21 protein-coding genes and 1 tRNA gene are annotated in these 22,631 nt (G+C 64.4%); 5 read left to right on the forward strand and 17 right to left on the reverse strand.

Annotated features, from left to right (window positions below; translation table 11 throughout):
- Nucleotides 1-82 precede the first annotated feature (82 nt).
- From VW23_RS23190 to VW23_RS23215, 7 genes are all read right to left on the reverse strand, one after another.
- A complete protein-coding gene (locus VW23_RS23190) occupies nucleotides 83-727 on the reverse strand; it encodes a GNAT family N-acetyltransferase (RefSeq protein WP_069911863.1) in 645 nt (214 codons plus the stop codon).
- Nucleotides 727-1,395 (reverse strand): Type 1 glutamine amidotransferase-like domain-containing protein, encoded by a 669-nt coding sequence (locus tag VW23_RS23195; protein ID WP_069911864.1) that lies wholly within the window; start codon nucleotides 1,393-1,395, stop codon nucleotides 727-729. Before VW23_RS23195 ends, VW23_RS23190 begins: the two co-directional genes overlap by 1 nt.
- A gap of 136 nt (nucleotides 1,396-1,531) precedes the next feature.
- Nucleotides 1,532-1,801, reverse strand: coding sequence for a 50S ribosomal protein L27 (gene rpmA, locus VW23_RS23200; RefSeq protein WP_055875668.1), 270 nt, complete (start codon nucleotides 1,799-1,801; stop codon nucleotides 1,532-1,534).
- A 12-nt stretch (nucleotides 1,802-1,813) separates the two neighbouring features.
- Nucleotides 1,814-2,434: a 50S ribosomal protein L21 gene (gene rplU / locus VW23_RS23205; protein ID WP_069911865.1), complete on the reverse strand. Its 621-nt coding sequence runs from the start codon at nucleotides 2,432-2,434 to the stop codon at nucleotides 1,814-1,816.
- Between the two features lie 231 nt (nucleotides 2,435-2,665).
- The gene (locus tag VW23_RS23210; RefSeq protein ID WP_084646411.1) at nucleotides 2,666-3,238 is read right to left on the reverse strand and encodes an MBL fold metallo-hydrolase; all 573 of its coding nucleotides are present in this window, start codon (nucleotides 3,236-3,238) and stop codon (nucleotides 2,666-2,668) included.
- 4 nt (nucleotides 3,239-3,242) lie between these two features.
- Nucleotides 3,243-3,407 carry a hypothetical protein gene (locus VW23_RS29145; protein WP_176730470.1) on the reverse strand — a complete coding sequence of 55 codons (165 nt, stop codon included), beginning with the start codon at nucleotides 3,405-3,407 and terminating at the stop codon, nucleotides 3,243-3,245.
- A 23-nt stretch (nucleotides 3,408-3,430) separates the two neighbouring features.
- Nucleotides 3,431-3,880 carry a gamma-glutamylcyclotransferase family protein gene (locus VW23_RS23215; protein ID WP_069911866.1) on the reverse strand — a complete coding sequence of 150 codons (450 nt, stop codon included), beginning with the start codon at nucleotides 3,878-3,880 and terminating at the stop codon, nucleotides 3,431-3,433.
- 95 nt (nucleotides 3,881-3,975) lie between these two features.
- Between VW23_RS23215 and VW23_RS23220 the strand changes: the two genes are divergently transcribed.
- Nucleotides 3,976-4,065, forward strand: a tRNA-Ser gene (locus tag VW23_RS23220).
- A gap of 276 nt (nucleotides 4,066-4,341) precedes the next feature.
- Nucleotides 4,342-7,134, forward strand: coding sequence for a laminin B domain-containing protein (locus VW23_RS23225; RefSeq protein ID WP_176730471.1), 2,793 nt, complete (start codon nucleotides 4,342-4,344; stop codon nucleotides 7,132-7,134).
- A 76-nt stretch (nucleotides 7,135-7,210) separates the two neighbouring features.
- On the opposite strand, the gene VW23_RS23230 is transcribed toward VW23_RS23225, so the two are convergent.
- The 9 genes from VW23_RS23230 to VW23_RS23270 form a co-directional block, all read right to left on the reverse strand.
- Nucleotides 7,211-8,443 (reverse strand): MFS transporter, encoded by a 1,233-nt coding sequence (locus VW23_RS23230; protein ID WP_069911878.1) that lies wholly within the window; start codon nucleotides 8,441-8,443, stop codon nucleotides 7,211-7,213.
- Between the two features lie 158 nt (nucleotides 8,444-8,601).
- Entirely contained in the window at nucleotides 8,602-9,588 is a 987-nt protein-coding gene (locus tag VW23_RS23235) for a helix-turn-helix domain-containing protein (RefSeq protein WP_069911868.1), read from the reverse strand.
- Nucleotides 9,589-9,702: 114 nt separating this feature from the next.
- A complete protein-coding gene (locus VW23_RS23240; protein WP_069911879.1) occupies nucleotides 9,703-10,671 on the reverse strand; it encodes an ABC transporter ATP-binding protein in 969 nt (322 codons plus the stop codon).
- A gap of 5 nt (nucleotides 10,672-10,676) precedes the next feature.
- Nucleotides 10,677-11,681 (reverse strand): ABC transporter ATP-binding protein, encoded by a 1,005-nt coding sequence (locus VW23_RS23245; protein ID WP_069911880.1) that lies wholly within the window; start codon nucleotides 11,679-11,681, stop codon nucleotides 10,677-10,679.
- 5 nt (nucleotides 11,682-11,686) lie between these two features.
- The gene (locus VW23_RS23250) at nucleotides 11,687-12,601 is read right to left on the reverse strand and encodes a dihydrodipicolinate synthase family protein (protein ID WP_069911869.1); all 915 of its coding nucleotides are present in this window, start codon (nucleotides 12,599-12,601) and stop codon (nucleotides 11,687-11,689) included.
- Nucleotides 12,602-12,623: 22 nt separating this feature from the next.
- Entirely contained in the window at nucleotides 12,624-13,499 is an 876-nt protein-coding gene (locus VW23_RS23255) for an ABC transporter permease (RefSeq protein ID WP_069911870.1), read from the reverse strand.
- Nucleotide 13,500: 1 nt separating this feature from the next.
- Nucleotides 13,501-14,460, reverse strand: a complete 960-nt coding sequence (locus tag VW23_RS23260) for an ABC transporter permease (protein WP_069911871.1) — start codon at nucleotides 14,458-14,460, stop codon at nucleotides 13,501-13,503.
- 70 nt (nucleotides 14,461-14,530) lie between these two features.
- A complete protein-coding gene (locus VW23_RS23265) occupies nucleotides 14,531-16,120 on the reverse strand; it encodes an ABC transporter substrate-binding protein (protein WP_069911872.1) in 1,590 nt (529 codons plus the stop codon).
- A 25-nt stretch (nucleotides 16,121-16,145) separates the two neighbouring features.
- A complete protein-coding gene (locus VW23_RS23270) occupies nucleotides 16,146-16,865 on the reverse strand; it encodes a FadR/GntR family transcriptional regulator (protein ID WP_069911873.1) in 720 nt (239 codons plus the stop codon).
- Nucleotides 16,866-16,956: 91 nt separating this feature from the next.
- On the opposite strand from VW23_RS23270, the gene VW23_RS23275 reads away from it, so the two are divergent.
- Nucleotides 16,957-17,916 carry a dihydrodipicolinate synthase family protein gene (locus VW23_RS23275; RefSeq protein WP_069911874.1) on the forward strand — a complete coding sequence of 320 codons (960 nt, stop codon included), beginning with the start codon at nucleotides 16,957-16,959 and terminating at the stop codon, nucleotides 17,914-17,916.
- Between the two features lie 119 nt (nucleotides 17,917-18,035).
- Here the strand turns inward: VW23_RS23275 and VW23_RS23280 are convergent, their stop codons facing one another.
- Complete coding sequence (locus VW23_RS23280) at nucleotides 18,036-20,174, reverse strand: TIR domain-containing protein (RefSeq protein ID WP_176730472.1); 2,139 nt, start codon at nucleotides 20,172-20,174, stop codon at nucleotides 18,036-18,038.
- A gap of 441 nt (nucleotides 20,175-20,615) precedes the next feature.
- On the opposite strand from VW23_RS23280, the gene VW23_RS23285 reads away from it, so the two are divergent.
- Together VW23_RS23285 and VW23_RS23290 are read left to right on the forward strand one after the other, a co-directional pair.
- Nucleotides 20,616-21,896: an N-acetylmuramoyl-L-alanine amidase gene (locus VW23_RS23285; protein ID WP_069911876.1), complete on the forward strand. Its 1,281-nt coding sequence runs from the start codon at nucleotides 20,616-20,618 to the stop codon at nucleotides 21,894-21,896.
- A 51-nt stretch (nucleotides 21,897-21,947) separates the two neighbouring features.
- Entirely contained in the window at nucleotides 21,948-22,475 is a 528-nt protein-coding gene (locus VW23_RS23290; protein ID WP_176730473.1) for a phosphoglycerate mutase family protein, read from the forward strand.
- The last annotated feature ends 156 nt before the right edge of the window (nucleotides 22,476-22,631 follow it).

Raw genomic sequence — 22,631 nt, forward strand, 5'->3', positions numbered from 1 at the left:
GAGCGCCGGTCACCTCCCCCCTTGCGGGGGAGGGACAGGGTGGGGGGTGTCCATCCCGCACTGGCGCCGGCCACCATCTCAGTCAGCTCCACTTCGGTTGCTCCAGTTCGAAGAACACGATCGGCTTGTCCTTCAGCGTGCCGGCTGGGTCGGTGCCGTCACCGGTGCGGATGAAGCCGGCTTTGGCGAGAACATTGAGCGAGCCGTCGTTGCTGGCAAGCGCCCGCGCCTTAAGGCGTGGGAACAGACGCGTGCCGAAGGCGGCTTCGACCAGGCCCTTCACCGCCTCGCTCATGATGCCGCGGCCCCAATAAGGCTCACCCAGCCAGTAGCCGAGTTCCGGCAACTGGCCCTCGTGGAAGGTGAACCCGACCACGCCGATGAACTGGTCATTGAGCGTAATGGCATAAGGCCGCTCGTCGGGCCGCTGGGCGATGATCTCGATGAAGCCGATGCCGTCAGCCCTTGTATAGGGATGCGGCAGGCGCGACAGCTTGTCGGCGATCGCCTTGTTGTCGGCGAGCTTCACCAGATCGGGCACATCGCCGCGGATCGGGGCGCGCAGCACCAGGCGCGGGGTCTCGATGCGATGCGGCAGGGCATCGCGCTGGCGGCGGGCCGCCAGTTTCGCGGTGGCTTCGGCCAGCGCCTTGGCCTGGGCGGCGGGGCCCATCAACTGGGTCCGCCGCCGGGGCACGTAGTCGTCGTCATCCTCGAGCGTTGTCATCACGCGATCCTCTGCCTCAGCTCGACCGAGGCCATGCGGTTCTCGGTCCACACGATCACCTCGCCGTCGCGTAGCGCGCGATAGCGCAGGCCTCGACTGCAGAGGTGCCGGACAGCCCGTTCGGCCGCAGCGCTTTCGGGATGCGGCGAGCGGTAGTGCGGCACGATGGCGTGGTCGATCAGCCCAAGGCCATCCCAGATGGTTTCACGGTCGTAACCCCGGGGCGCCTCGTCGGGGTCATCCATCAAATGAATGCCTTCGAGGCTCGGCGCCGCCACCACCGCGCCGGCCGAGAAACCGCCATAGACGATCTCGTCATTGTCGAGCATGTCGACAATCACGTCATCGAATCCCGACTGCTTCATGGCGCGGCGCAGCACAAAGGCATTGCCGCCGGTGACCCAGCAGAGGTCGAACTGGCTGAGCCGGGCGCGCAAACCTTCGGGATCGCCGAAATACTGGCGCAGGTCGAGCGGCGTGCCGACAATGCCGAGCGAGCCCAGCTCCGAGACCGGGTCATAGGCTTCGTTGCGATAGAGCTCGCGCGCCGCCGGGGAAATGTTGTCGAGCGCGTTCTCGATGATGGCGGCGTGCCGGCCATTGCCGAGTAACGCGAGGAGTGAACCGGCGCGGTCGCCGATCCGGTAGGAGCTCAGATACAGTCTCATTTTCAGCCGCCCTCACGACGAAAAAGACAAAAGGGGAACCGGATTCCGGCTCCCCTTGGATCTTCTCGCGCGGTCGACTGCCTAGTCGCCTTGCCGGGGAGCTGGTCTCCGGCAGGGGTTGCTAGGCCTCACCGGGTTATTCTGCTGCTTCTGCTGCCGGGAGTACCGACACGTAGACTTTGGCGTTGGCGCGGGTTTTGAACGCCACGGTGCCCGGGATAAGGGCGTAAATGGTATGGTCGATGCCCATACCGACGCCGGTGCCCGGATGCCATTTGGTGCCGCGTTGACGGATGATGATGTTGCCGCCGATCACAGCTTCGCCGCCGAACTTCTTGACGCCGAGACGTCGGCCAGCCGTATCGCGACCGTTGCGGGAGGAACCGCCTGCCTTCTTATGTGCCATGGGTTACGCTCCTTATTCCTTGTCAGCCTTGGGAGCGGCCTTCTTGGCCGCCGGCTTCTTGTCTGCAGCGGGCTTTTCGGCCTTGGGCGCAGCTTCCTTTTTGGGAGCAGCAGCCTTTTTGGCCGGAGCCTTGGTCTCGGTCGCCTCAGCAGCCGGGGCTGCCTTGGTCGTCGCTTTCTTGGCCGGGGCCTTCTTCGCGGCGGGCTTCGCAGCAGCCTTGGGGGCCTCGGTTACGGTGGCCGAAGCCGCAGCGGCGGCAGCGCGCTTTTCGGCGCGGGCCTTGGCAATCTCGTCGACCTTGGTGGTCGGCTTCTTGCCGCCGGTCAGGATCTCGGTGATGCGCACGGTCGACAGACGCTGACGATGGCCGTTGCGGCGATCGTAGTGCTGGCGGCGCTCCTTCTTCAGGATGATGATGGTGCGTTCTTTTTCGGTGGCGATGAACTGGCCTGCGACCAGGGCGCCTTCCACGAGCGGCGCGCCAACGGTGACCGCGTCGCCGTCGCCAACCATCAGGACCTGGTCAAAGGTGACCACGTCGCCCGGCTGAGCGTCGATCTTTTCGATCTTCACCACGTCATTGGCGGCAACCTTGTACTGCTTGCCGCCGGTCTTGATCACTGCAAACGTCATTGTCGTCCCGGGGAACTCCCGGACCTCTTCGTTATCGCGCCCTGTGGCGCCGCAGGCGATGCCTGATCCTGCGGGCTTCGAGATAGGCTGCCGATAGTGATATCGGCGGCGGCCTCGGACAGCGGTTGAACAAATCAAAAATGCGCGCAGCAAACGCCGCACGCAATTCGAGCGGCCTTATCGTCAAGAATCCGACAGGAGTCAAGGCCGCGCGGGCCGGCTCCGTTCGGCTCAGTACCAGGCGGCAAGCCGGACTTCTGCGGCATCGCCGACCAGTTCGGCCAGCTTGGCCGGATCGCCACCCTGATAGTGATAGGGATAGACGATGCCCGGGCGAAACGCGGCGACCGCCGAGGCGACCTGCTCGAGGCTCATGGTGTAGGGTAGGTTCATCGGCAGGAAGGCGAGGTCGATGCCGGTCAAGGCCCGCATTTCGGGCGTGTCCTCGGTATCGCCGGCGACGTAGACGCGCTTGTCGCCGAAGCCGATGACATAACCGTTGCCGATGCCCTCGGGGTGATAGCGCTTGCGGTTCTCGGTGGTGTTGTAGGCGGCAACCACCTCGACCGGCAGGCCGACGATTTCGCCGTTGGCGCCGTTCGGCAGGGCGGTGGCGCGCGGCTTCAGCGCGCCGGGCAGGCGGGCCAGTACTTCCTCGGAGGTGAGGATCGGGGCGCTGTCGCCGGCAATGGCGTTGAGCGTGGCGACATCGAAATGGTCGCCATGGCCATGGGTGATGAGGATGCCGGTGGGCGGCGGCAAACCCTCATAGAGCGCCGGGCCATTGGCCGGATCGATATACAGCGTCTCAGCGCCGAAAGCTCAGTACCAGGCTGGCATGGCGGATCGGGTAGATGGCCACGTCGCCGGCCGAGGTCGAGAGGGTGTCGGGGGTTGCGGCGAGCGCCGGACGGATGGTGGCGGCGAGTGGCAGGGCGGCGAGACCCAGCATGGCGGCACGGCGGTTCGGCATGGTCACTCCGGGGGCGTTGATCTTTAATGCGGGCGGATGGCGATCAGGCGTTGGCGCAGTTCATCGGCGGTGGCGGCTTCTGTCGCGAGGACGCGCGGCTTGTGCTCGGCCTGCCAGCGCTGCAGCGTCCAGTTCGGCGCGTCGGCGGCGATGGCGATCGCCGGCAGGTAGGCATCGGCCTCGTGCAGCTCCTCCTCGAGCATGGCGGCGATCGGGGCGCGACGATACTCGTCGCCCTCGAAGGCGTCGAGCAGGTCGCGCTCGAATGGCGTCAGCCCCAACAGCAGCAGCCCGTCCGCCGTTCCGCCCGGCGTGCGCAGCAGCGCCGGATAGACGCGGCCGGGATAGTGCACGGCGCGAAAGCCCGGGGCGCGGGCGGCATGCACCGCTTCGGGCCGCAGCATCCGGCCGAGCACTGCCGAGCGCAGTTCGGGGTCGCACAGCGTGCCATAGACGAAGAGCGGAAGAGTCATGCAGCGAGCGAGCCAAAGAGTGTTGCAGCCTCGATCATGCTATGCCATAAGCCCGCCCGTCTCGACCAGCCGCGGTAACGCGTGTTCGACCTCGCGGAGAGGTGGCAGAGTGGTCGATTGCACCGCACTCGAAATGCGGCATGGGGGCAACTCCATCGGGGGTTCAAATCCCTCCCTCTCCGCCATTCACTCCCCGCATGATCCGCGGCTAGCAGCCCCATCTTCACGACAACGATAGGCACGATGGCCGTCGCGTTTGCCGGCATCTGCTTGCTCGGCAGACGTCACTGCGAGTTCGCCGAAAGTCAGACATTCACCCGGGCTGCGATGCTCGGGCAGGATAGCCGTTGCCCGCCCGGCGACATCTCAACCGCGCGTCCGCGCGTCTTGATTGATTGCCGACCGACGCCGGCGTAGGCTCACCGGTGCCTGATGCGGGGTCGGCGATGCGTGGACGGATAGTGTTCATTGCGGCTCTTGCGGCGATGGCCGCCCTGCCGGCGTTCGCGCTGGACGCCTTCACGTCCCCCACGCAGATCCGGGCCGAGCTGCTGCAACTGACGGAGGTGACGGACAGTTCGGAAGCAAGAGCGGCCCAACTGGCGCCGCTGCTCTCAGACAGCAGCAGGACGCTGTCTGCAGCGCAAGCTGAACTGTCGGCAGCTATCGACGAGGCTCTGGCGCTCGATGAGGCCATCGCGCGGAAGCAGCTCAGCGGTGACCTTGCGACACTCGAGCGAAATCGGCTTGGCGAAATCCGGGTCGCGGCGGTGATGTTGGGCCGACGTGTCAACGAGGCTGTCAGTCGCCGTGATTTGCTCGCCGCACAGATCCTCGATGCCGAGCGCCGCCAGCAAGCCGCAGCAGCGCGACAGCAGGTCATCCTGGCGCGTTATCGACAAGCGCTTGCCCCGGTGTACCTGTCCGGCGTGGCGATCACTTTCACCGACCCCCGGGACGGAGAGGACGATGTGATCTACGACGCCGGGTGGAGTTCCCCGCGGGCCGACGAGATCAACGACCGGGTCATCGGCCAGCTCATCGCCTCGCTGGAGGATCTGGAAATCCAGATCGCAACGCTCCAGCGTAGCTTCGACGCAGCCGAGGCCCGGTTCATTGCCGCTGACCAGAAGTGGCAGTCAAGGAATGCCGACTACATCTCGAACGTCGCCGGTGTCGCGACGGCCGCCAACATCCTGCTCGAACTCGGCGATGTAGGAGTTGGGGTTGCGATGGCGGGCCCGGGCTGGCCTGCGGCGCTCGCCTTCGAGGCGATCTACCGGCCGGCTGAGGCGATCTACAAGGGTGCGCCGGCAAGTTCGCTGCCGACAGTTTCGGACGACATCATCGCTGCCCGGGAGCGGCTTTCCAGCAGCGTCGGAATTGGCGTCCTGGATGCGGGGGCGCCCGGAGCGCGGCCCAACCCTTTCGGCGGGTTCCGCACCGCCCTCTACGCCGAAGAGAAGGCTGAGCTCGTCAAGAACGCCTTTGGGATCGGTTATCAGGGGCTTGCGGAAAATGTGGCACAGGCGGCTGTACCTTACTTCCGGGGTGCCGCTGAGGCCGGCGTCGATACCGGCTGGCAGAAGCTCGCGCTCTCGCTGGCAGGAAGAGAAGACGCCACGCTGCTTGGTGTCTACAAGGCGCTGGGCGGCACGACCCGGCAGGAGGCCGCCGAGTTTGCGACGCTGATGCGGCGAGTCGCCGATCCAACGCTTGTCGATGGCCTGTTTGTCACATTGGGGCGTGGCGCGTTCTGGCTCGAAGTCGGCAAGGGCGTCGGCGCCGGGCTGCTGATCACCGCCGCAAAGGAGGGCCTCAAGCAACCGATCCGCAATGAAGCTCAGGCCATCTTCGAGGATCTCGCGCGGATCGAGCTCGAGTGGTTCGTTCGTCAGCGTGCTCTGCAGACGGTCAGCTTCATCCTCCAGATGCATCGCGAAGTGCAGAAGGGACTTACCGTTGCCCTCGGTCAGGCCGTGGCGAAGCGTGATGAGGAGGACGCCGGCCGCCGGCTCACCGTGACCGACAGTTCCCGAATTGTGCTGAGCGACTGGCAGCTCGCCCAAGGCGTATGGCTCCGGTTGAACTTCAGCGAACGGCTATTGGCCACGCGGTTCGGTTTTGCCGACGGACCGCTCCAGCTCAGTGGCGGGTCACCGAGTACTCAGGTGTCCAGGCTTGCCCGCGCTGTCATCGGCGAGGCCGATGCGCCGGTGAAGCTGCGACTCGAGGTGCGGCCGGACGGCGCATGGGAGCTTCACGATGGCTATGATGCGGATCCGGCGACGGTTGCGCGCCTATCGGCGGACGGTACCTGGATTGCCCGCGAAACGGGCCTCGACACCGCCCACGACCTGACCTTTGCGACGCCGTTGCTGAGGCTCGCGGGGGATCCGGAACAGCTGCGTGTCGGCGTGGATTTCGAGGTCGCCTACCGGGCCCCCTCCAACGCCCGGGAGGGGGCGTGGATTGCTCTCGTTGAGCCAGGCGTGGCCCCTGTGGTCATGCCGCCCCAGATCGCCGAGCCGACCGCTTTCGCTCAGTCCAATGTCGCGTTGCCCGGGACTGGCCCGGATGGCCACGAAGGTGTCGTTACTTTGAACCCCGATGCTGCGGGACGCTACGAAATCCGCATGTATGATCGTGGTCGCGAGGGTGTCAGCGTCGCGTCCATCGCGGTGTGCGTGATGGGTATGGCCGAACCCTGCGACGATGAGGTTTCCCCCCCGGAGCCGCTGCCGGAGTCGTGCATCCCCGGGGCAGGTCCCAGACGGCGCGTCGCCAGCACGTTTGGCAGCGGTCCTGAGGGCTGGTCGCTGGCCGGCGACGCCGGGCCCGAGGCCGAGTTCGTTGCCGGCAGCATTGCCGGAACCGATCTCGAGAACAGCTCAGTGTGGTATTTCCAGGCGCCACCCAACTACCTTGGCGACCACTCGGGCTTGTTCGGCAGCCGGCTGAGTTACCGTCTGCGGGTCACAGAAGTCACCAAATTCTTCAAGTCCGCCGACGTCGTGATCGAAGCAAAGAACGGCTCGAGCATCACAGTTGAGACTGGGACTGCGCCTGGGATGGATTGGACGGACTACAGTTTTGCCCTTGATACCACCGGCGGGTGGGTGCTGGACGGCCGGCCGGCGACGAGCGCTGAAATCTGCCGGGTGCTCGGCAGTATCTCGAGTGTGAAGATCAGGGGTGAATTTCACACTGGGCCTGACACTGGCTGGCTGGGAGGCGTGTCCTTCGGAGAGTGATCGGGCCATGTCCCTCAGCTGCGGCAACGGGCTATTCGAACGTGGCACTACCGCGTGGGCCTTGCCGCTGCAGCAGTCACGCACTTTCCGGCGCCGCGGAAGGCGGAACGAGCGCTTTGCGGTCGAGTTGGGTCACGACGATTGCCAAAGCGGTATTTGCGATGGCAATTCCTGCGCCAACCAATGGCAACTGGGCATATCCCAGGCCGCTGGTAAGTGTCACCGCCCCCAAGGTGGCCCCGCCGGCGATGCCGAAATTGAACATCGACGAGATCAATGTCGAGGCGAGTTCGGGGGCCGCCGCAGCGCCCTTCAGAACTCTGGCCTGCAAGATCTGCCCGGACATGAAGTTCACGCAACCCCAGATGGGCAACAGGACGACCATCGCGAGTGGGCTTCGGTTCAATGCAAACAGGGCAACGAAGGCAAGGCTCTGCAGCAAAAGCCCAGCAATCAGCGTACGCCCCGGCGCGATGTCCGCCAGCCGCCCGCCGAGAAAGACACCGACCGTTGCTCCGACACCAAACCCCAGCAGAATCCATGCGATCATGTCCGGAGCGACCCGAGTGACATCGATCAGGCTGGGGGCGATATAGGTGAATGTGGTGAAGACGGCGACCGTCAGGAGGCCCATCATCAGGAATGATGTGAACACCATCTGCCGACCGAGGACGCGGACCTGATCTCGCAAGTTTGACCGCTCATGCCTGGCGCTGTCGTCCGGCAAAGAGCGTGCCATGAACAGCGCCGCAAGACAGGCGATCCCGGCAATAATCCAGAACGTTGCGCGCCAGCCGAGCGCATTGCCGATGGCGGTGCCGCCCGGTGCTCCAAGTACGTTGGCAACGGTGATGCCCGCAAAGACAAGGGCGCCGGCTCTACCGCGCCTCTCCTCGGATACCAGCGACGCGGCGATAACGAGAGCAAGCCCGAAGAAGCTGCCATGCGAAAAGGAAATGACGATCCGCGCGGTCATGAGCATCAGGTAGTTGGTCGCTAGTGCTCCAAAGAGGTGGCCGGCGACAAAGATGCCCATGAGCAGGAGAATCATCGGTTTCCGCGGAAACCGAGAGGTCAGCATCGAGATGATGGGGCCGCCGACTGCTACACCCAAGGCGTAGGCAGTCACCAGATAGCCGGCCGTCGGGATCGTGAGCGTAAGATCGCGCGATATCTCCGGCAGAAGCCCGGCAATGACGAACTCGGTCGTTCCGATGCAGAAGGTCGCAAGAAAGAGCGAAAGCAGGCCAAGGGACGGGCGGTGGATGATGGTCCTGCCGCGGGGCAGGTCGGGAGCTCTGGTAGCCATCATGGTCTCCATCGGGTTTCGATGGTCGGCACGATAGGGGCAAGCCGAAGCGGAGTTTGTCATTGCAAGCTATGACGGCGACACGTCCTCCAAACGGACGACATGCGAGTGGCAATTGTTGACGGGGGCACTCAGGGAGACGCGAGGTTCCGCGGGAACTAGACCGGAGGCGCTGACGACAGTAGTACCCGCACCAGCGCCGGCTGCGTTCGAACTCCGGTCTTCTCGAAGACACGGTTCAGATGAGTCCGAACAGTGTTTGTGGTGATGGCCAACCGTTCCGCGACTTCTGGAAGCGAGAGACCTTCGACGACAAGGCCAGCGACATGCTTCTGGGCCGGCGAAAGGCCGAAGATAGCCGCCGCGACCTCAAGACGCTCCTGGTCGATGCCCGGAACATGAAGACAGACGACGATCCCTCCGCCTTCGGCAAAAACCCAGTAGACCTTTGCGGGAAGGCCCTCTCCGGCCTCGATGACGATCGGGAGTGTCCCGCGCTGAGGAACCAACCTGGTGTCACGGGCGGCGGCCCAGCGAAGAGCTGCCTGCAATTTCTTGTCAGCTTTTGTGTCGCGGAAGCGCACCCGGCCATTCCGGATCGTCAGGTCGTCGTCCTTTTCGAGGATGACGGATGCGGCAGGCCCCTGCCACGTCACGTAGCCATCGGCGGTGACCTGCAGAATTGGCGTATCGTGACGACCAACATTCCCATGCATCACGCCTGCGAACGCGATCAACCACGTTCCGTTGTGCCTTTCGAGGAACTTGACCTCGTGGCCGACGCCACCGAAGTAGTAGAGTTGATCCTTGTCGACCGAAGGGTAAGTCTGGTCGTAGGTGGCCCATGCCATGTCCCCCTGGATGCGCAGCCTCAGGTTCTCGATCGTCGCCTCGTGGGCGTATCGGTCGATAAGCATGGTCTGATCCTCAAAGGTCTTCCGCACGCGCGCCGCAATATCGTCCCAACCTTCGCGCCTGAATATGCCCATGGACGGCGAGGCATGCCATCGGGTGACGTAATCCGCATGGACGAAGCAAGATGCGTAGGCCTCGAAGTCTTGCGTCCAAAGGGCGACGCGGGCGCGGTTCGCCACGTCAATGATCGCCGCGCGATCTTCAGCTTCGCCGACAGTTGTCTTGCTCATCTGCGCACCCTAGCGCAAGCACGAGGCGAAGTCTGTCGTCAGGGTTGTCGTCCTGCCGATGCGTACGCCGCGCGCGACACTTGATACGTGCCCAACCATGCCGCCGCGGGACGTTTACGGGTGGAGATCGTCTCGAATACAGGCCTTCAGATGGCCCGGTCCGACCGCCTCGAGTGGCGGCACCGCAGTTGCGCACGCGTCGATGGCATATGGGCAGCGCGTTCGAAACACGCAGCCGGAAGGCGGGTTGGCGGGGCTGGGGATGTCGCCGGTGAGCAGTTGTCGCTGTCGCTTGCTGCCCGGGACCGGTGACGGGATCGCTGAGAGCAGAGCCCGCGTATAGGGGTGGCGCGGACGGGCGTAGAGCTCGGCGCTAGGGGCGATCTCCATGATCCGGCCGAGATAGAGCACGATCACCGTGTCGCAGATGTACTCGACCACGGCCAGGTCGTGCGAGATGAACAGCATGGTGAGGCCAAGCCGCTGCTGCAGATCGCGCAGCAGGTTGACGATCTGCGCCTGGATCGAGACGTCGAGCGCCGAGACGGGCTCGTCGGCCACGATCAGTTGCGGCTCGAGCGCCAGAGCCCGGGCGATGCCGATGCGCTGGCGCTGGCCGCCGGAGAACTCATGGGCATAGCGGTTGAAGGCGTCGGCGGGGAGTTCGACCGCCGCCAGCGCCCGGTGGGCGCGGTCGCGTCGTTCCTCGCGGCTAAGTCCGCCCTGGATTTCCAGCCCCTCGGTGAGGATCTGCCCGATGGTCATGCGGGGCGACAGGCTCGCGAACGGGTCCTGGAAAATATACTGCATGAAGCGGCGCTGCCTGCGCAGCGCAGCGGCCGAGAGTTTTGTCAGATCGGTGCCGTTGAAGCGGACCTCGCCGGAGGTTGGCTCGACCAACCGCAGGATCGAGCGGCCGATCGTCGTCTTGCCGCTGCCCGACTCTCCGACCAGGCCCACGACGCTGCCGCGCGGCACGTCGAACGACACGTCCTCGAGCGCCCGCACGACCGGGCCGCGGGAAAAGGCCGAGGGCTTGAAGTGTTTGGTCAGGGCGCGAACCGAGAGCAGGGGGGCATCCATGGTGCTCATAGCTCCTGCCAGCGAATGCAGCGGCTCGCCTGGTCGTTGCCGGTATCGAGAAGGGGCGGCACGGCTGCGCGGCACGCCTCGATCGCGTGGCTGCAACGCGGGGCAAACGAGCAGCCCTGCGGCAGCCGGGCAAGGCTCGGGACGGTGCCGGGAATGGTGGGAAGCGGGGTGCCGGCCTGCTTGAGCAGGGTGGCCTCGCCGAGCCTCGGGACCGAGCGCATCAGCCCGATGGTGTAGGGATGCCGGGGGTGGGCGAACACATCGGCGACGCGGCCGGTTTCCACCACGCGCCCCGCATACATCACCGCGACGCGGTCGGCGATCTCGGCGACGACACCGAGATTGTGGGTAACGAAGAGGATGCCCATGCCGCGCTGCGCCTGCAGCTGCTGCAGCAGGTCGAGGATCTGGGCCTGGATAGTGACATCGAGCGCCGTCGTCGGCTCGTCGGCGATCAGCAGCGCCGGATCGCAGGCGAGCGCCATGGCGATGGTGGCGCGCTGCCGCATGCCGCCCGAAAGCTCGTGCGGATATTGCTTGGCCCGCCGCGCCGGATCGGGGATGCCGACATCGGCGAGCAACTGCACCGCCGCCGCTGCCGCGTCCTTATGCGATTTGCCTAAGTGGATGCGGATGGGTTCGGCGATCTGCTCGCCGACCGTGTAGACCGGATTGAGGCTGGTCATCGGCTCCTGAAAGATCATCCCGACATCGTTGCCGCGCACCTGGCGCAGCGCGTCAGCGTCGAGCCGCGCCAGGTCGCGGACCACTCCGGATTTACTGCGGAAGCCGACGCTGCCCTTAGCCACCCGCCCGATGCGGGGCAGGAGGCGGAGAATGGAGAGGCTGGTGACCGACTTGCCCGAGCCGGATTCCCCGACCAGCGCCACCGTCTCGCCCGGCGCGATGGCCAGATCGAGATCCTGCACCACAGCCACGTCCTTACCGGCAATGCGGTAGACCGTGGTGAGGCCGGAAATGTCGAGGATCGGTTCGGGCATCGCGGTCAAAGCAGGCCGGTCGACTTGAGGATGGCGTCAATCTTCGCCGTCTCTTCGGAATTGAGCATGCGCTGCGGTCGGGCCATGACGTTGGTCGAGATGATGCCGAGCTGCCGCATGGCAGTCTTGAAGGCACCGACCCCGGCCGAGCCGGCGCTGGTCCGCGGCTGCGCGATCCAGACGATCTCGAACAGCCGGCAGAGCCGCTCCTGCTCCCGGCGCACCGCCTCGTGGTCACCCGCCTGGAACAGGTTCCAGAGTTTGACGTAGCCGTGCGGATCGACATTGGCGAGGCCGGGGACGACGCCGTGCGCGCCCATGCCCAGGACATTGTCGACGACGATCTCCGAGCCGGTCATGGCGAAGAAATCCGGCCGGTCCGCCATGTCGAGCATGACATAGCGAAGGTTGCCGTCATCGGCGCTCGAGTCCTTGACGCCGGCGATAGTGCCCTCGCGGCCCAGCGTCACCGTGGTGTTGCGCTCCAGCTTGATGTGCACGCAGACCGGGATGTCGTAGGCGACCAGCGGCACGTCGACGGCATCGCGGATGTAGCGGAAGTGGTCGATGGTCTCGGCCTGGTTGGTGCGGGCGTAGAACGGCGCCGTCACCACCAGCGCATCGGCGCCCGCCGACTTGGCGATTTGCGCATGCTCGATCACCCGGTCGGTGGTGGGGTCGATGACGCCGACGAAGATCGGCAACCGGCCGTTGTTCACCTTGACTGCGTGCTCGATGATTTTCGTGCGCTCCGCGGCAGCGTGGAACACCACCTCGCTGGTCGAGCCCAGAACGAAGAGACCGTGCACACCGCCATCGATGAGGTTCTCGATCACCCGGGTGAACGAGGGATAATCGACCTCGAAAGTCTCGGTCAGCGGGGTGACGACGGGAGGGACGACGCCAGTGAACTTAGGCATTTGTGGGCTTTCTCGAAGAGGATCAGTTGAGGTCGGAGCGGGGGTCGAACGCGTCGCGCAGTCCATCGCCGATGAAGTTGATGGCCAGTACCGCAAGCACCAGGGCGGCGCCGGGGAACATCCACTGCCAGACGTACTGTTCGAGCACGACCGTCGAGCGGGCGGCGTTGAGCATGTTGCCCCAGCTGGCTTCGGGCGGCGGGATGCCGAGGCCGAGAAAGGACAGGCCGGCCTCGAGCAGGATGGCATTGGCAATCTGCAGCGTGGCGTAGACCACGAGGATGTCGATGCAATTGGGCAGGCCATGCCGGAATAAGAGGTGCCAGAGGTTGGCGCCCATGCCGCGCGCGGCGACAACGAAATCCCGTTCGCGCAGCTCCAGCAGCCGTGCCCGCACCATGCGTGAGAGCACCGGCCAGGACAGCAGCGAGATGACGAAGATGGTGGGGACGATGCCGGTACCGGCGATCGAGGCGAGCACCAGGAGCAGGATCACCGGCGGCAGCGTCATGCAGAGATCGACCAGCCGCATGGTCGAGCCATCGGTGATGCGACCGCCGAACGCGGCGAGCGCGCCGACGAGGAAGCCGATAACCAGCGAAATGGCGACTGAAACACCGGCGACCAGGAGCGAAATCCGCCCGCCCTGCAGTAGCCTAGCCAGCACATCGCGGCCGACGCCGTCGGTGCCGAACCAATGCGTCGCGCTCGGGCCCTTGTTGAGGGCGCGCAGGTCGATGTCGTTGGGGGCATAGGGCCACCAGAGATCATAAGTCAGCACGGCGATCAGCACGGGCAACAGGATCATCAGCCCGGCGACTGCCGCGCCGTTGCTGAGGAACCGCGACAGCGATCGGGCCAGCGGGCCGTTGCTGCGGGGGAGGGCGATGGCAACCATCTCACGCCACCTGGATGCGCGGATCGACCGCGGCGTAGGTGATGTCGGTCAAGAGGTTGACCAGGATGACACAGGCGCCGATCACCAGTGTTGCGCCCATGATCACCGGATAGTCGCGGGTCTCGACGGCATTGACCATCAGCAGGCCCATGCCGGGCCAGTTGAAGACGCTCTCGATGAAGATAGCGCCGCCAATGGCCATGCCGATGGTCGAGCCGATCAGCGTGATCACCGGCAGCAGGGCATTGCGCAGCGCGTGTTTCACAATGACGAAGAACTCGCGGACGCCCTTGGCGCGCGCCGTGCGCACGTAATCCTGGTTCAGCACTTCGAGCATCGAGGCGCGCATGTAGCGCATGATCAGCGCCGCCTGGCCGATCGACAGCAGGGCTGCAGGCAGGATCAGGTGGGCGAGGAGATCGCCGACCGAAAACGGCGCGCCGGGGGTGAGCATGCCGCCGGACGGCGCGATGCGAAACTGCACCGAGAAGAAATAGAGCCCGAGCAGAGCAGTGAGAAAAGCTGGGCTCGAGATGCCGACGAAGGCGGCGACCGAGAGCCCGACATCGGTTGTCGAATTGCGGCGCACCGCGCCGATGATGCCGGTGGCGATGCCGAGGACGATCGAGAGGACGAGGCCGGTGGCCATCAGCAGCAGCGTCGGGCCGATGCGCTCGAACACCAGTTCGAGCACGCGCACCCCGCTGCGCTGGATCGAGTAGCCGAGATCGCCGGTCGCCGCCGCGCCGAGCCAGGCGAAGTACTGGACCGGCATCGGCTGGTCGAGGCCGAGACGGGCCCGGATTGCTGCCATCTCGGCCCGCGACATCGAGACATTGGGGTCGATATAGGCATCGATCGGATCGCCTGGCGCCAGGCGCAGCAGCACGAACACCAGGACGCTCAGCGCGATGAGCATCAGGAGGCCGAGCGCAAGGCGGCGCAGGATGAAGGTGAGCATGGGCAATCTTACGCCGTTGCGGGGCGGAGGGCGGACAGACCCGCCCTCCGGTCAGGTCGGGAGCGCGTGACTATTGAGCGTTGCCCAGATCCCACTTCTCGGGATCGGCATCGAACGGACCGCCGCCCGGGGCCGGGGTCCAGACGAAGTGCTCGAGGCTGGTCGAGGCGACGCCATAGCGGTTGGCGACCCACATGGTAGCCCAGGGCAGGTTGGCGTTCATCGTCTGGCAGACCGTCTGGTAGCGGGCGTCGCGCTTGCTGGCATCGGTCTCGCCGAGCGCGGCGTCGAAGGCTGCACTGACCTCGGGCATGCGGATGCGCAGCGCATTGGTGCCGGCCGGCGGGATCATCGATTCGTTGAGGCCCACATTGATGTTGGACGGCTCCGGCCCGTCCTGCAGGCCGGCGTAAATCAGCGGGAAGTCGGCAAAGTTTGGTTCGGCGGCGAGCACCGTGGCGTTGTAGGTCGGCGAGTCCACGGCACGCGGCACGATGTTGATCCCGACCTGCGCCAGCATGGCCTGGATGGCCGCGAGGACGTTCGTCGACAGCGGGTTGTTGTAGTAGGTCAGGATGGTGATCGGCTTGTCGCCGTTGATCTCGGCCCAGCCCGCTTCGGCCAGCAGCGCCTTGGCCTTCTCCGGGTCGTAGGCATAGGGCTCGATGCCAGCTGGCACGAACTGTGCGGCGACATAGCCGCAGTTCGCTTCGGTTGCCGCGCCGTTGTAGAGGGTCTCGATGATCGCCTTACGGTCGATCGCGTACATCACCGCCTGGCGAACCTTCAGATCCTTCCAGAACGGCACTTCCTGGTTGAAGCCGACATAGTTGACGACGAAGCTCGGGCCTTCGATCACCTTGAACTGGTCATTGCCGCTGAAGGTCGCGACGTCATCTGCCTCGACATAGGTGAACTGGATTTCGCCGGCACGCAGCGCCGCGACGGCGGCCGCCGAGTTCTCGAAGTAGCGGTTGATCAGCTTGTCCACGGCCGGCCTGCCGCCGCGGTAATCCTCGTCGGCGACGACCTCGACATACTGGTCGGTCACATACTGGCTGAACTTGAAGGCGCCGGTGCCGACCGGCGTCGTCGACCACCAGGTGCTCTTGGCGAGATCGGCCGGCGGGACTTTGCCCAGCGCGTGCTCGGGCAGCATCATGATCTTGGTGAGCGTATCGAGGAGCCCGGCATTGGGGGCGCTCAGCGTCAGCACCACGGTGCGGTCATCAGGCGTCGCGATGCTTTCGATGGCGCCGAGGCGCGCCGCGAACACACTGCCGGTGTCACCGTTCTTGGCCGCTTCCAGCGTGAATTTCACATCCGCAGCGGTGAAGGCCTCGCCATCGTGCCAGGTCTCGCTGGTCAGCTTGAAGCTGTAGGTCTTCTGATCGGCACTGATCTCGAAGCTCTGCGCCAGGTCGCCGACGATCGCTGTCAGGTCGGCGTTGTAGATGACCAGCGGCTCATAATAGACGCTGAGCCAGGTGAGGCCGGCGGTCGCGGCGAGTGGATTGAAATTGCCCGGAAAGCCGCCCGGGCCGACGTCGAAGCCGCCGGAGATGGTCTTGCCGGTCTCTGCCAGGGCTGGCAGCGCCAGCATAGGGGCGAGCAGTGTCGTCGTCAGCACGAGTGCTGACCTCAAAGTCCTCAGTCTCATGGTCGTCCTCCCAGTTGTCCCTATTCTAGCGGACGGTCTCGCCGTTCTTGGCGATGACCCCCAGAATGCCGTGATAGTGGTGATCGAGCCGCGCTCGTGCCGCCTCGACGTCCCGTGCCGCTACCGCCTCGACGATGTCGTGATGGTCCTTCCAGGTGGCGAGCGGGTTGGGATTGTCGAGGTTGACGAAGTCCGAGGCCTTGTAGAAGGCCAGCCAGAACACATCGATCAGCTTGCTCAGCATCTGGTTGCCCTGGCAGCGGAACAACAGCAGATGGAAGGCCTTGTCTTCGTCGGCGAAGCTTTCGTGGTGCTCGGCCAGAACGCGCATCCGATCGGTCACCGCCCGCAGCTCGGCGAGGTCGTCCTCGCCGATCATCTCGACTGTCTTCTCGATCAGCGCCACTTCGAGCACGCGGCGGATCTCGACCAGTTCGCCGACTTCGCGCAGCGAGCCGCGCAAGCCATAGGCGAGGTGCTCGAGCAGCGGGTCGAACGAGAATGGTCTGACAAACACCCCGATACCGCGCCGCGTCTCGAGGATGCCGACCGACTCCAGCGCCTTGATCGCCTCGCGCACCGAGTTGCGGCTGACCGCCAGCTGCTGGGCGAGGAAGCTCTCAGGGGGGAGCGGGTCGCCACCGCGCAGCCGGTTCTCGTCGATATAGGCCTTGAGGCTCTCCTGCACCGAGGCGTGCAGCGTTTGTGGCTTGGTCAGCGGCTGCAGCGACTTCGTTTCGATCATGGTGGCTGGTCAATCCCGGCTTCGTTGATTGCTTGATAGCAACTTGTAGGATATCCATCAAGCCATATTGGATGTCCTACGAGTGGAGACGATGAACAAGCTGGAGCGGCGTGACGCGCCTTGGGGCAAAATTCGCGGCAACTGGGCGACCCTGCTGCTGCCGATCGAGGGCGATGACAGCATCGATTTCATGCGGCTGGGCACCGAGATCGACGTGCTGATCGCTGCCGAGGTCGACGGAATCTACTCCAACGGCACGGCGGGCGAGTTCCACAACCAGACGGAAGCGGAGTTCGATGCCATCCAGCAGCTGCTGGCGCAAAGCTGCAGGGCAGCCGGCATGCCCTTCGTCATTGGGGCATGCCAGCCCGACCCGCGCCTGGCGCTGGATCGCGTGCAGCGCGCTGCGGCGCTGGCGCCGGATGGCATCCAGGTGATCCTGCCCGACTGGTGGCCGCCCTCGAACGCCGAGGCCGTCGACTTTCTCGCCATGGCCGCCGAGGCGGCCGGCGCTATCCCGCTCATTGTCTACAACCCGCCACATGCCAAGCGCGTGCTGCGGCCGGCCGAGCTCGCCGCCATCCTCGGGCAGGTGCCACAAGTGGTCGGCGTCAAGCTCGGCGACGGCGACGCAGACTGGTACGCCGAGGCCCGGCAACACCTCGGAAACTGGGCGCTTTACGTGCCCGGCCACCACCTCGCGACCGGCGTGCGCGAGGGTGTCGCCGCCGGCGCCTTCTCCAATGTCGCCTGCCTGAGCCCGTCAGGCGCGCAGCGCTGGACGGAGCTGATGATCACCGACTCCGAGGCGGCCCGCGATATCGAGCGTCGCCTCTGCTCCTTCATGGACGATCACATCGTGCCGTTCCGCCGCGACCATGGCTACTCCAACGCTGCGCTCGACAAGCTGCTGGCTGCCGTCGGCAACTGGGCCCCGGTCGGCACTCGCCTGCGCCGCCCCTATCGCTGGATCGACGAGGGCTGGGCCGAGCAACTGCGCCAAGTTGCCCGTTCGCAGTTGCCCGAAATCATGGGGGTCCAGGAGCGCTAGCCATCGGGTACGCGACGCAGTTGAGCGTTCTGACCAGGCTTGGGAGCGCGCGCTTCGTGAGTGCGGGGTAATCTGCTGCCTCGAGGCCTTACAGGATCTTGGCAACGCCCGGTCGGCGTTCAATAGCGTACGCGTTCGAGCAGATCGACTGTCATCGCGGCGCGTGTGCTCGAGCGAAACACTCGCTTGTAACCGTACTCCGCGGCGGGCCAATTTTCGAAGAACGCATCAAGCCGTTCGCCGAAACCGTCTGCGCCGTCGCGGGCAATGAACTGGAAGGTGTAGTCCTCGCCTTTGCGGGCCTCGAGGATCATCCGGAGCGTCTCCGACTCGGGATTGCCGAAGGTTCCGTCACCAGTGAACAGGTAGGTTTTCGCCTTCACTGCACTGAAAAATTCGGGGGAGACATTCCTGTCACTGCCCTGATGCGGCACCAGCATCACGTCCACGGTGAACGTCGGATGCTCCTCGCTCAACAGGCCTGCTGCACGAAGACCGTACTCAATCTGCGAGCCGCACGCGTCCCCACCATGAAGAAACGTCCTATCGCGATAAGAGAATAGCAGCACGTGACTTGCACGGTTGGGAATGCTGCCGTCCAGGCAGTTGGCGGGGCGTTCTGGAAGCGCAAGTGAGTCATCGATCTGCACGCCGCTGACACCCTCGAAAGTATCCGCTGGTGCAACGAGTAATTCGTGCGATGAGCGTTCAGCTTGCTCCACCCAATGGTCGTATAGGTCCGTGACCTCCTCAATTGTTGGGCTCAGCACGGTGGCCATCAGACCGTTGCCCATGTCGACAGTCACGGTACCGTTCCGAGGGCGCATAACGATACGGGAGAAGGGCGCATTGATCGGGATGCCCAGTCGCTCGACCAGCAGCCTGGCTTCGGCCTTCTGCCAACCCTCGAAGCCGGGTCCGAAGCTGCCATACCAAAGGTTCGCGATCTCCAGTTGGAGGGGCTCCGCGGTTGCTTGCTCCGCGAGCTCTCGGAGCAGCCATAAGACTCCTCCCAACCGGTCGTTATCCTGGTTGGAGACGATGACGTACTGCAGCCCAAGAGGCAGGTCCGGTGATACCGCCCGCTTGAGCGCGCTCAAGCGTGGACGAAGCGACTGCGCATAAGATCGAGGCTGACCGCCGTCGATCAAAATCAGCCGAGGTGCCGCCGGATCGCCATAGTGCAGAATAAGGGACTCGCCGAATCCAACGCTGAGTACCTCGATAGAGAAGACATCGGGAGACGCGACCGGCTGCCGACTCGTCAGCGCGCTGCTGTTGTAGGCCTGTGCCCTTTGCCACGCGATGTCGGCCTCTATGCGCAGTTTCGCCCCATTCGCTCGCTCGGCCAGCGCTTGCTCCAGGAGCGCTCGCCGCAACTGGCCGATGCCGAAGATTTCCTGGCGAAGGTTGTTCTCCCGCTGCAAGGCCTGAGTCTCGGTGAGAACTGGAAGACTACCGCTGTCGGACGTCGAGTTCGGGGCAAGGACGTCCACCTCTGGCGGCGCAAGGGCGGGTTGAGGCCGGGCGATGGAGATACCGACGCGCGCCTTGATGAGGGAGAGATCGTTTTCGATCTCGATTTGTCGGGCCCATTCGCTGTCCCACTCGGCAAGGATCCGGTTCGCGACTGCATAATGTTGGCCAACCAGGGCATCGAGTCGCATGGCTTCGGAGATGCGTTGCCGAGACTCGGCCTCGTACCATTGCCAGCCGGCGAACGACGCGAGGAGCAGAAAGAACAGTGCGGCGAGTGCAAGGAACCGAACACGACGCGTCTCTTGCCGGACACCCTCGAAGCTGCGGTTGAGGTCGGCGATGACGCTTTCCGAGGGAGAGTTTGCGCCAGGTGTCTCCCGGATTGTTATGGGGTCTTGCAGAAATGCAGCAATCGGCCGGCTCGGCGACAACCCTGAGATCAGGTCACCGAATTCGACCGTGAACATGTTGCGGTCGAGTTTGCTGAACAGCTCGACCTCCTTTCCGACCCAGTGTGACGTATTGAGAGCTGCCGGGCGCGCCAGGAGGATGAGGTGCGTGCTCATTCGGATGCGGCGACGCGTCTCAAATGTCAGGCTCCCGCCGGCAACGAAGCCGGTTTTGTCGTAGAAGACCCTATACCGGGCGGGCAAGTCCTCCAGTCGCTCGCGCAGAAGTCGAGGATATTCGTGCCCATCGGCATGCGCGTATGAAATGAAGAAGTCATAGCCGAAGATCAGATCGGCGATCGCTCGCGGGATCTGGCGGACAGTGCGCACCGCTCGTGACAGCGCTCGAGCGATCGCGCGCCAACCGTTTCGGGCCGCGCCTCCACCCGTGGTCTCTGTGACCGTCTCAGCCAAATCCTGCGAACAACCCCCGCGTCGTCAACTGTATTCTCCTGCGTGAAGCGTGCGCCCGCAAGACAGAAAACTTGGGCTCGACTTCTGGTTGCTCAGCATCGTGGACCTGCCGGTGCCCAGTGTTCGCCGCGAGTTTGGAGTCACCTGTGACGAATGAGGAACTGCTCGATCGAGTGGCAGAGGCGTGAGTGGCTCCCATACGGTTACTCAACACTTATCAAAGTCAATAAGCAAGAGTGCCAACCGGCAAACTATACCTTTGCTGCGCTGATTTCGTGTCAGTTGTGACTGACGAGGCGATTTGATAGCGTGTGCTCAGAATTAGATTTGGTCGATCTTTCACTCGGAGGGGTAGAAATGGCAAAGATCGTTCTTGATCCTGGACATGGCGGAACCACAAAGATTGGCGGGTCGAGCCCCAACAATGCGGTTGGGCAGAACGGCCTCTTGGAAAAGCAGGTGACGCTTGAAGTCGCGTTAGCCGCCGAAAAACTCCTTACCGCCAAGGGGCATACGGTCGTCCTGACGCGCAAGACCGATCACAATCTCGGCCTCGCCGATCGGGCCCGGGCGGCCAAGTCGATTGCCGCGCCGGTGTTTGTTTCGATCCACTTCAACGGCTTCAACAAGACTACGCAGGGGACGGAGACGATCTGCGACAGCACGCACAGCGCAAAGTCCGCAAACCTCTGCCGCGCCATGCAGAAGCGACTGGTGGCAGCCACCGGCCACAACGACCGCAACGCCGGCCACCCAGGTGGCGTGAAGAGCCAGCCGCTTGGTGTGCTGAAGTCGTCGTCTCACCATGCCAACACGGCCTGCTGCCTGATCGAGGTCAGCTTCATGGACGTGGCGGCGGAAGAAGCGCGCCTCAGGACCGCGGCTTACATCGGACGCGTCGCCAAGGCGGTGGCCGACGGTGTCACCGACTATCTTGGCGCAGGCGAAATGGAGTCTGCAGCAGCAGCGAGCACCGCGTCGTTCGAGGATGGCTTTGCCGCCGAGGGACACAAGGCGCCAAAGGTTAAGCTGGTGGGCGCTCCGGTTCTCGAGTCGATCGAGCTCAAGACGCCGAACAAGAAGGCGCAGAAGAAGTCGAACGATCTGAAGGAGTTTGCGTCCGTCGATATCGGTGAGGGGTTTGATCCCTCCGGCCTCGGGCTCGAGTCGACGGTGTCGATCCTCGAGGCGTCCAGCTTCGACATGGCGGCCTTCCAGAGCTTCGTGCAGTCGCTCGGGCTGCGCTACTTCAGCGCCAATGAGTTGCTGTTCCTCGGCTCCAGCAACTCGGGTGGCGGCGCCTGCTCCGGCAAGAACGCGTTTCCATCGAGCGAGCTATGGCCCAATATCGCCAATACGGCGAGAATGCTGGACGAGATCCGGCACCGGCTCGGCGCGAGCTGCCGCATCCTGTCGGCCTACCGCAACGAGGCCTACAACAGCTGCATTGGTGGCGAGAGCGCGAGCCTGCACATGCGTTACAATGCCATCGACTTCAGGTGCGAGACCGGGACGTCGAGCCAGTGGCATGCGGTTGCCAAGGCAGTGCGCGCGAGCTCGTCGGCGTTCGTTGGCGGGATCGGGAAGTACCCGACCTTCGTTCACGTCGACACCAGGGGCTACGTGGCGAACTGGTAGCGGCCGGGTCCAAAGGGCCGCGCGGGTACCGGCGTCGGGAGGTGAATGAGATTGATCCGTAGTTCAATCGCCGGGCACCTGCTGCGGATGCTGTTGCTCGTCGCCCTGTGGAGCGGGGTAGTGTGGTCGGCCCAGGCCTTCGCGCAGGAGGTTACGACCGTCTACCTCGTACGGCATGCCGAAAAGGACGGTCCGGGAGAAGATGCCGGGCTCACGGAACCCGGCAAGGCGCGGGCCAGGGCCCTGGCTCACGTCTTGGCGGATGTGAAGCTCTCCGCCATCTTCGTGTCCTCGGTGCAGCGAACCTCCTTAACCGCCCAGCCGACCAGGGAGATGACCGACCCGAAGCTGGAGCTGCTGCAGCGCGACACCACCAAGACGGCGGAGGAAATCCAGAGCACATTCAAAGGCAAGAATGTGCTGGTGGTCGGCCACTCCGATAGCGTCGGCAAAATAGCCGAGAAGCTTGGGGCGGATGGCATCGGTACCCTGCCGGCAGACGCCTTCGACAGGCTCTTTGTCATCCACATAGATGGTGAGCAGGTCGTGCTCGAGCGGCTACGATACGGGGCTCCCTGACGCTGGCGCGCAGTGCCGCACGAGGCTTTCAGCCGAGCAAGGCATGGTTCAACGCCAGGTCCTCGAGACAGGGTCAGCGCTTCATGGTTGGCTCTTAGACACATCTCCGAGCCCACGCGTCAGGCAGAAAGCTCGTATGCCGGCTTCCGGTTGAAA

Origin of the sequence: Devosia insulae DS-56, assembly GCF_000970465.2 — a bacterium.
Classification (GTDB): Bacteria; Pseudomonadota; Alphaproteobacteria; order Rhizobiales; family Devosiaceae; genus Devosia_A; species Devosia_A insulae.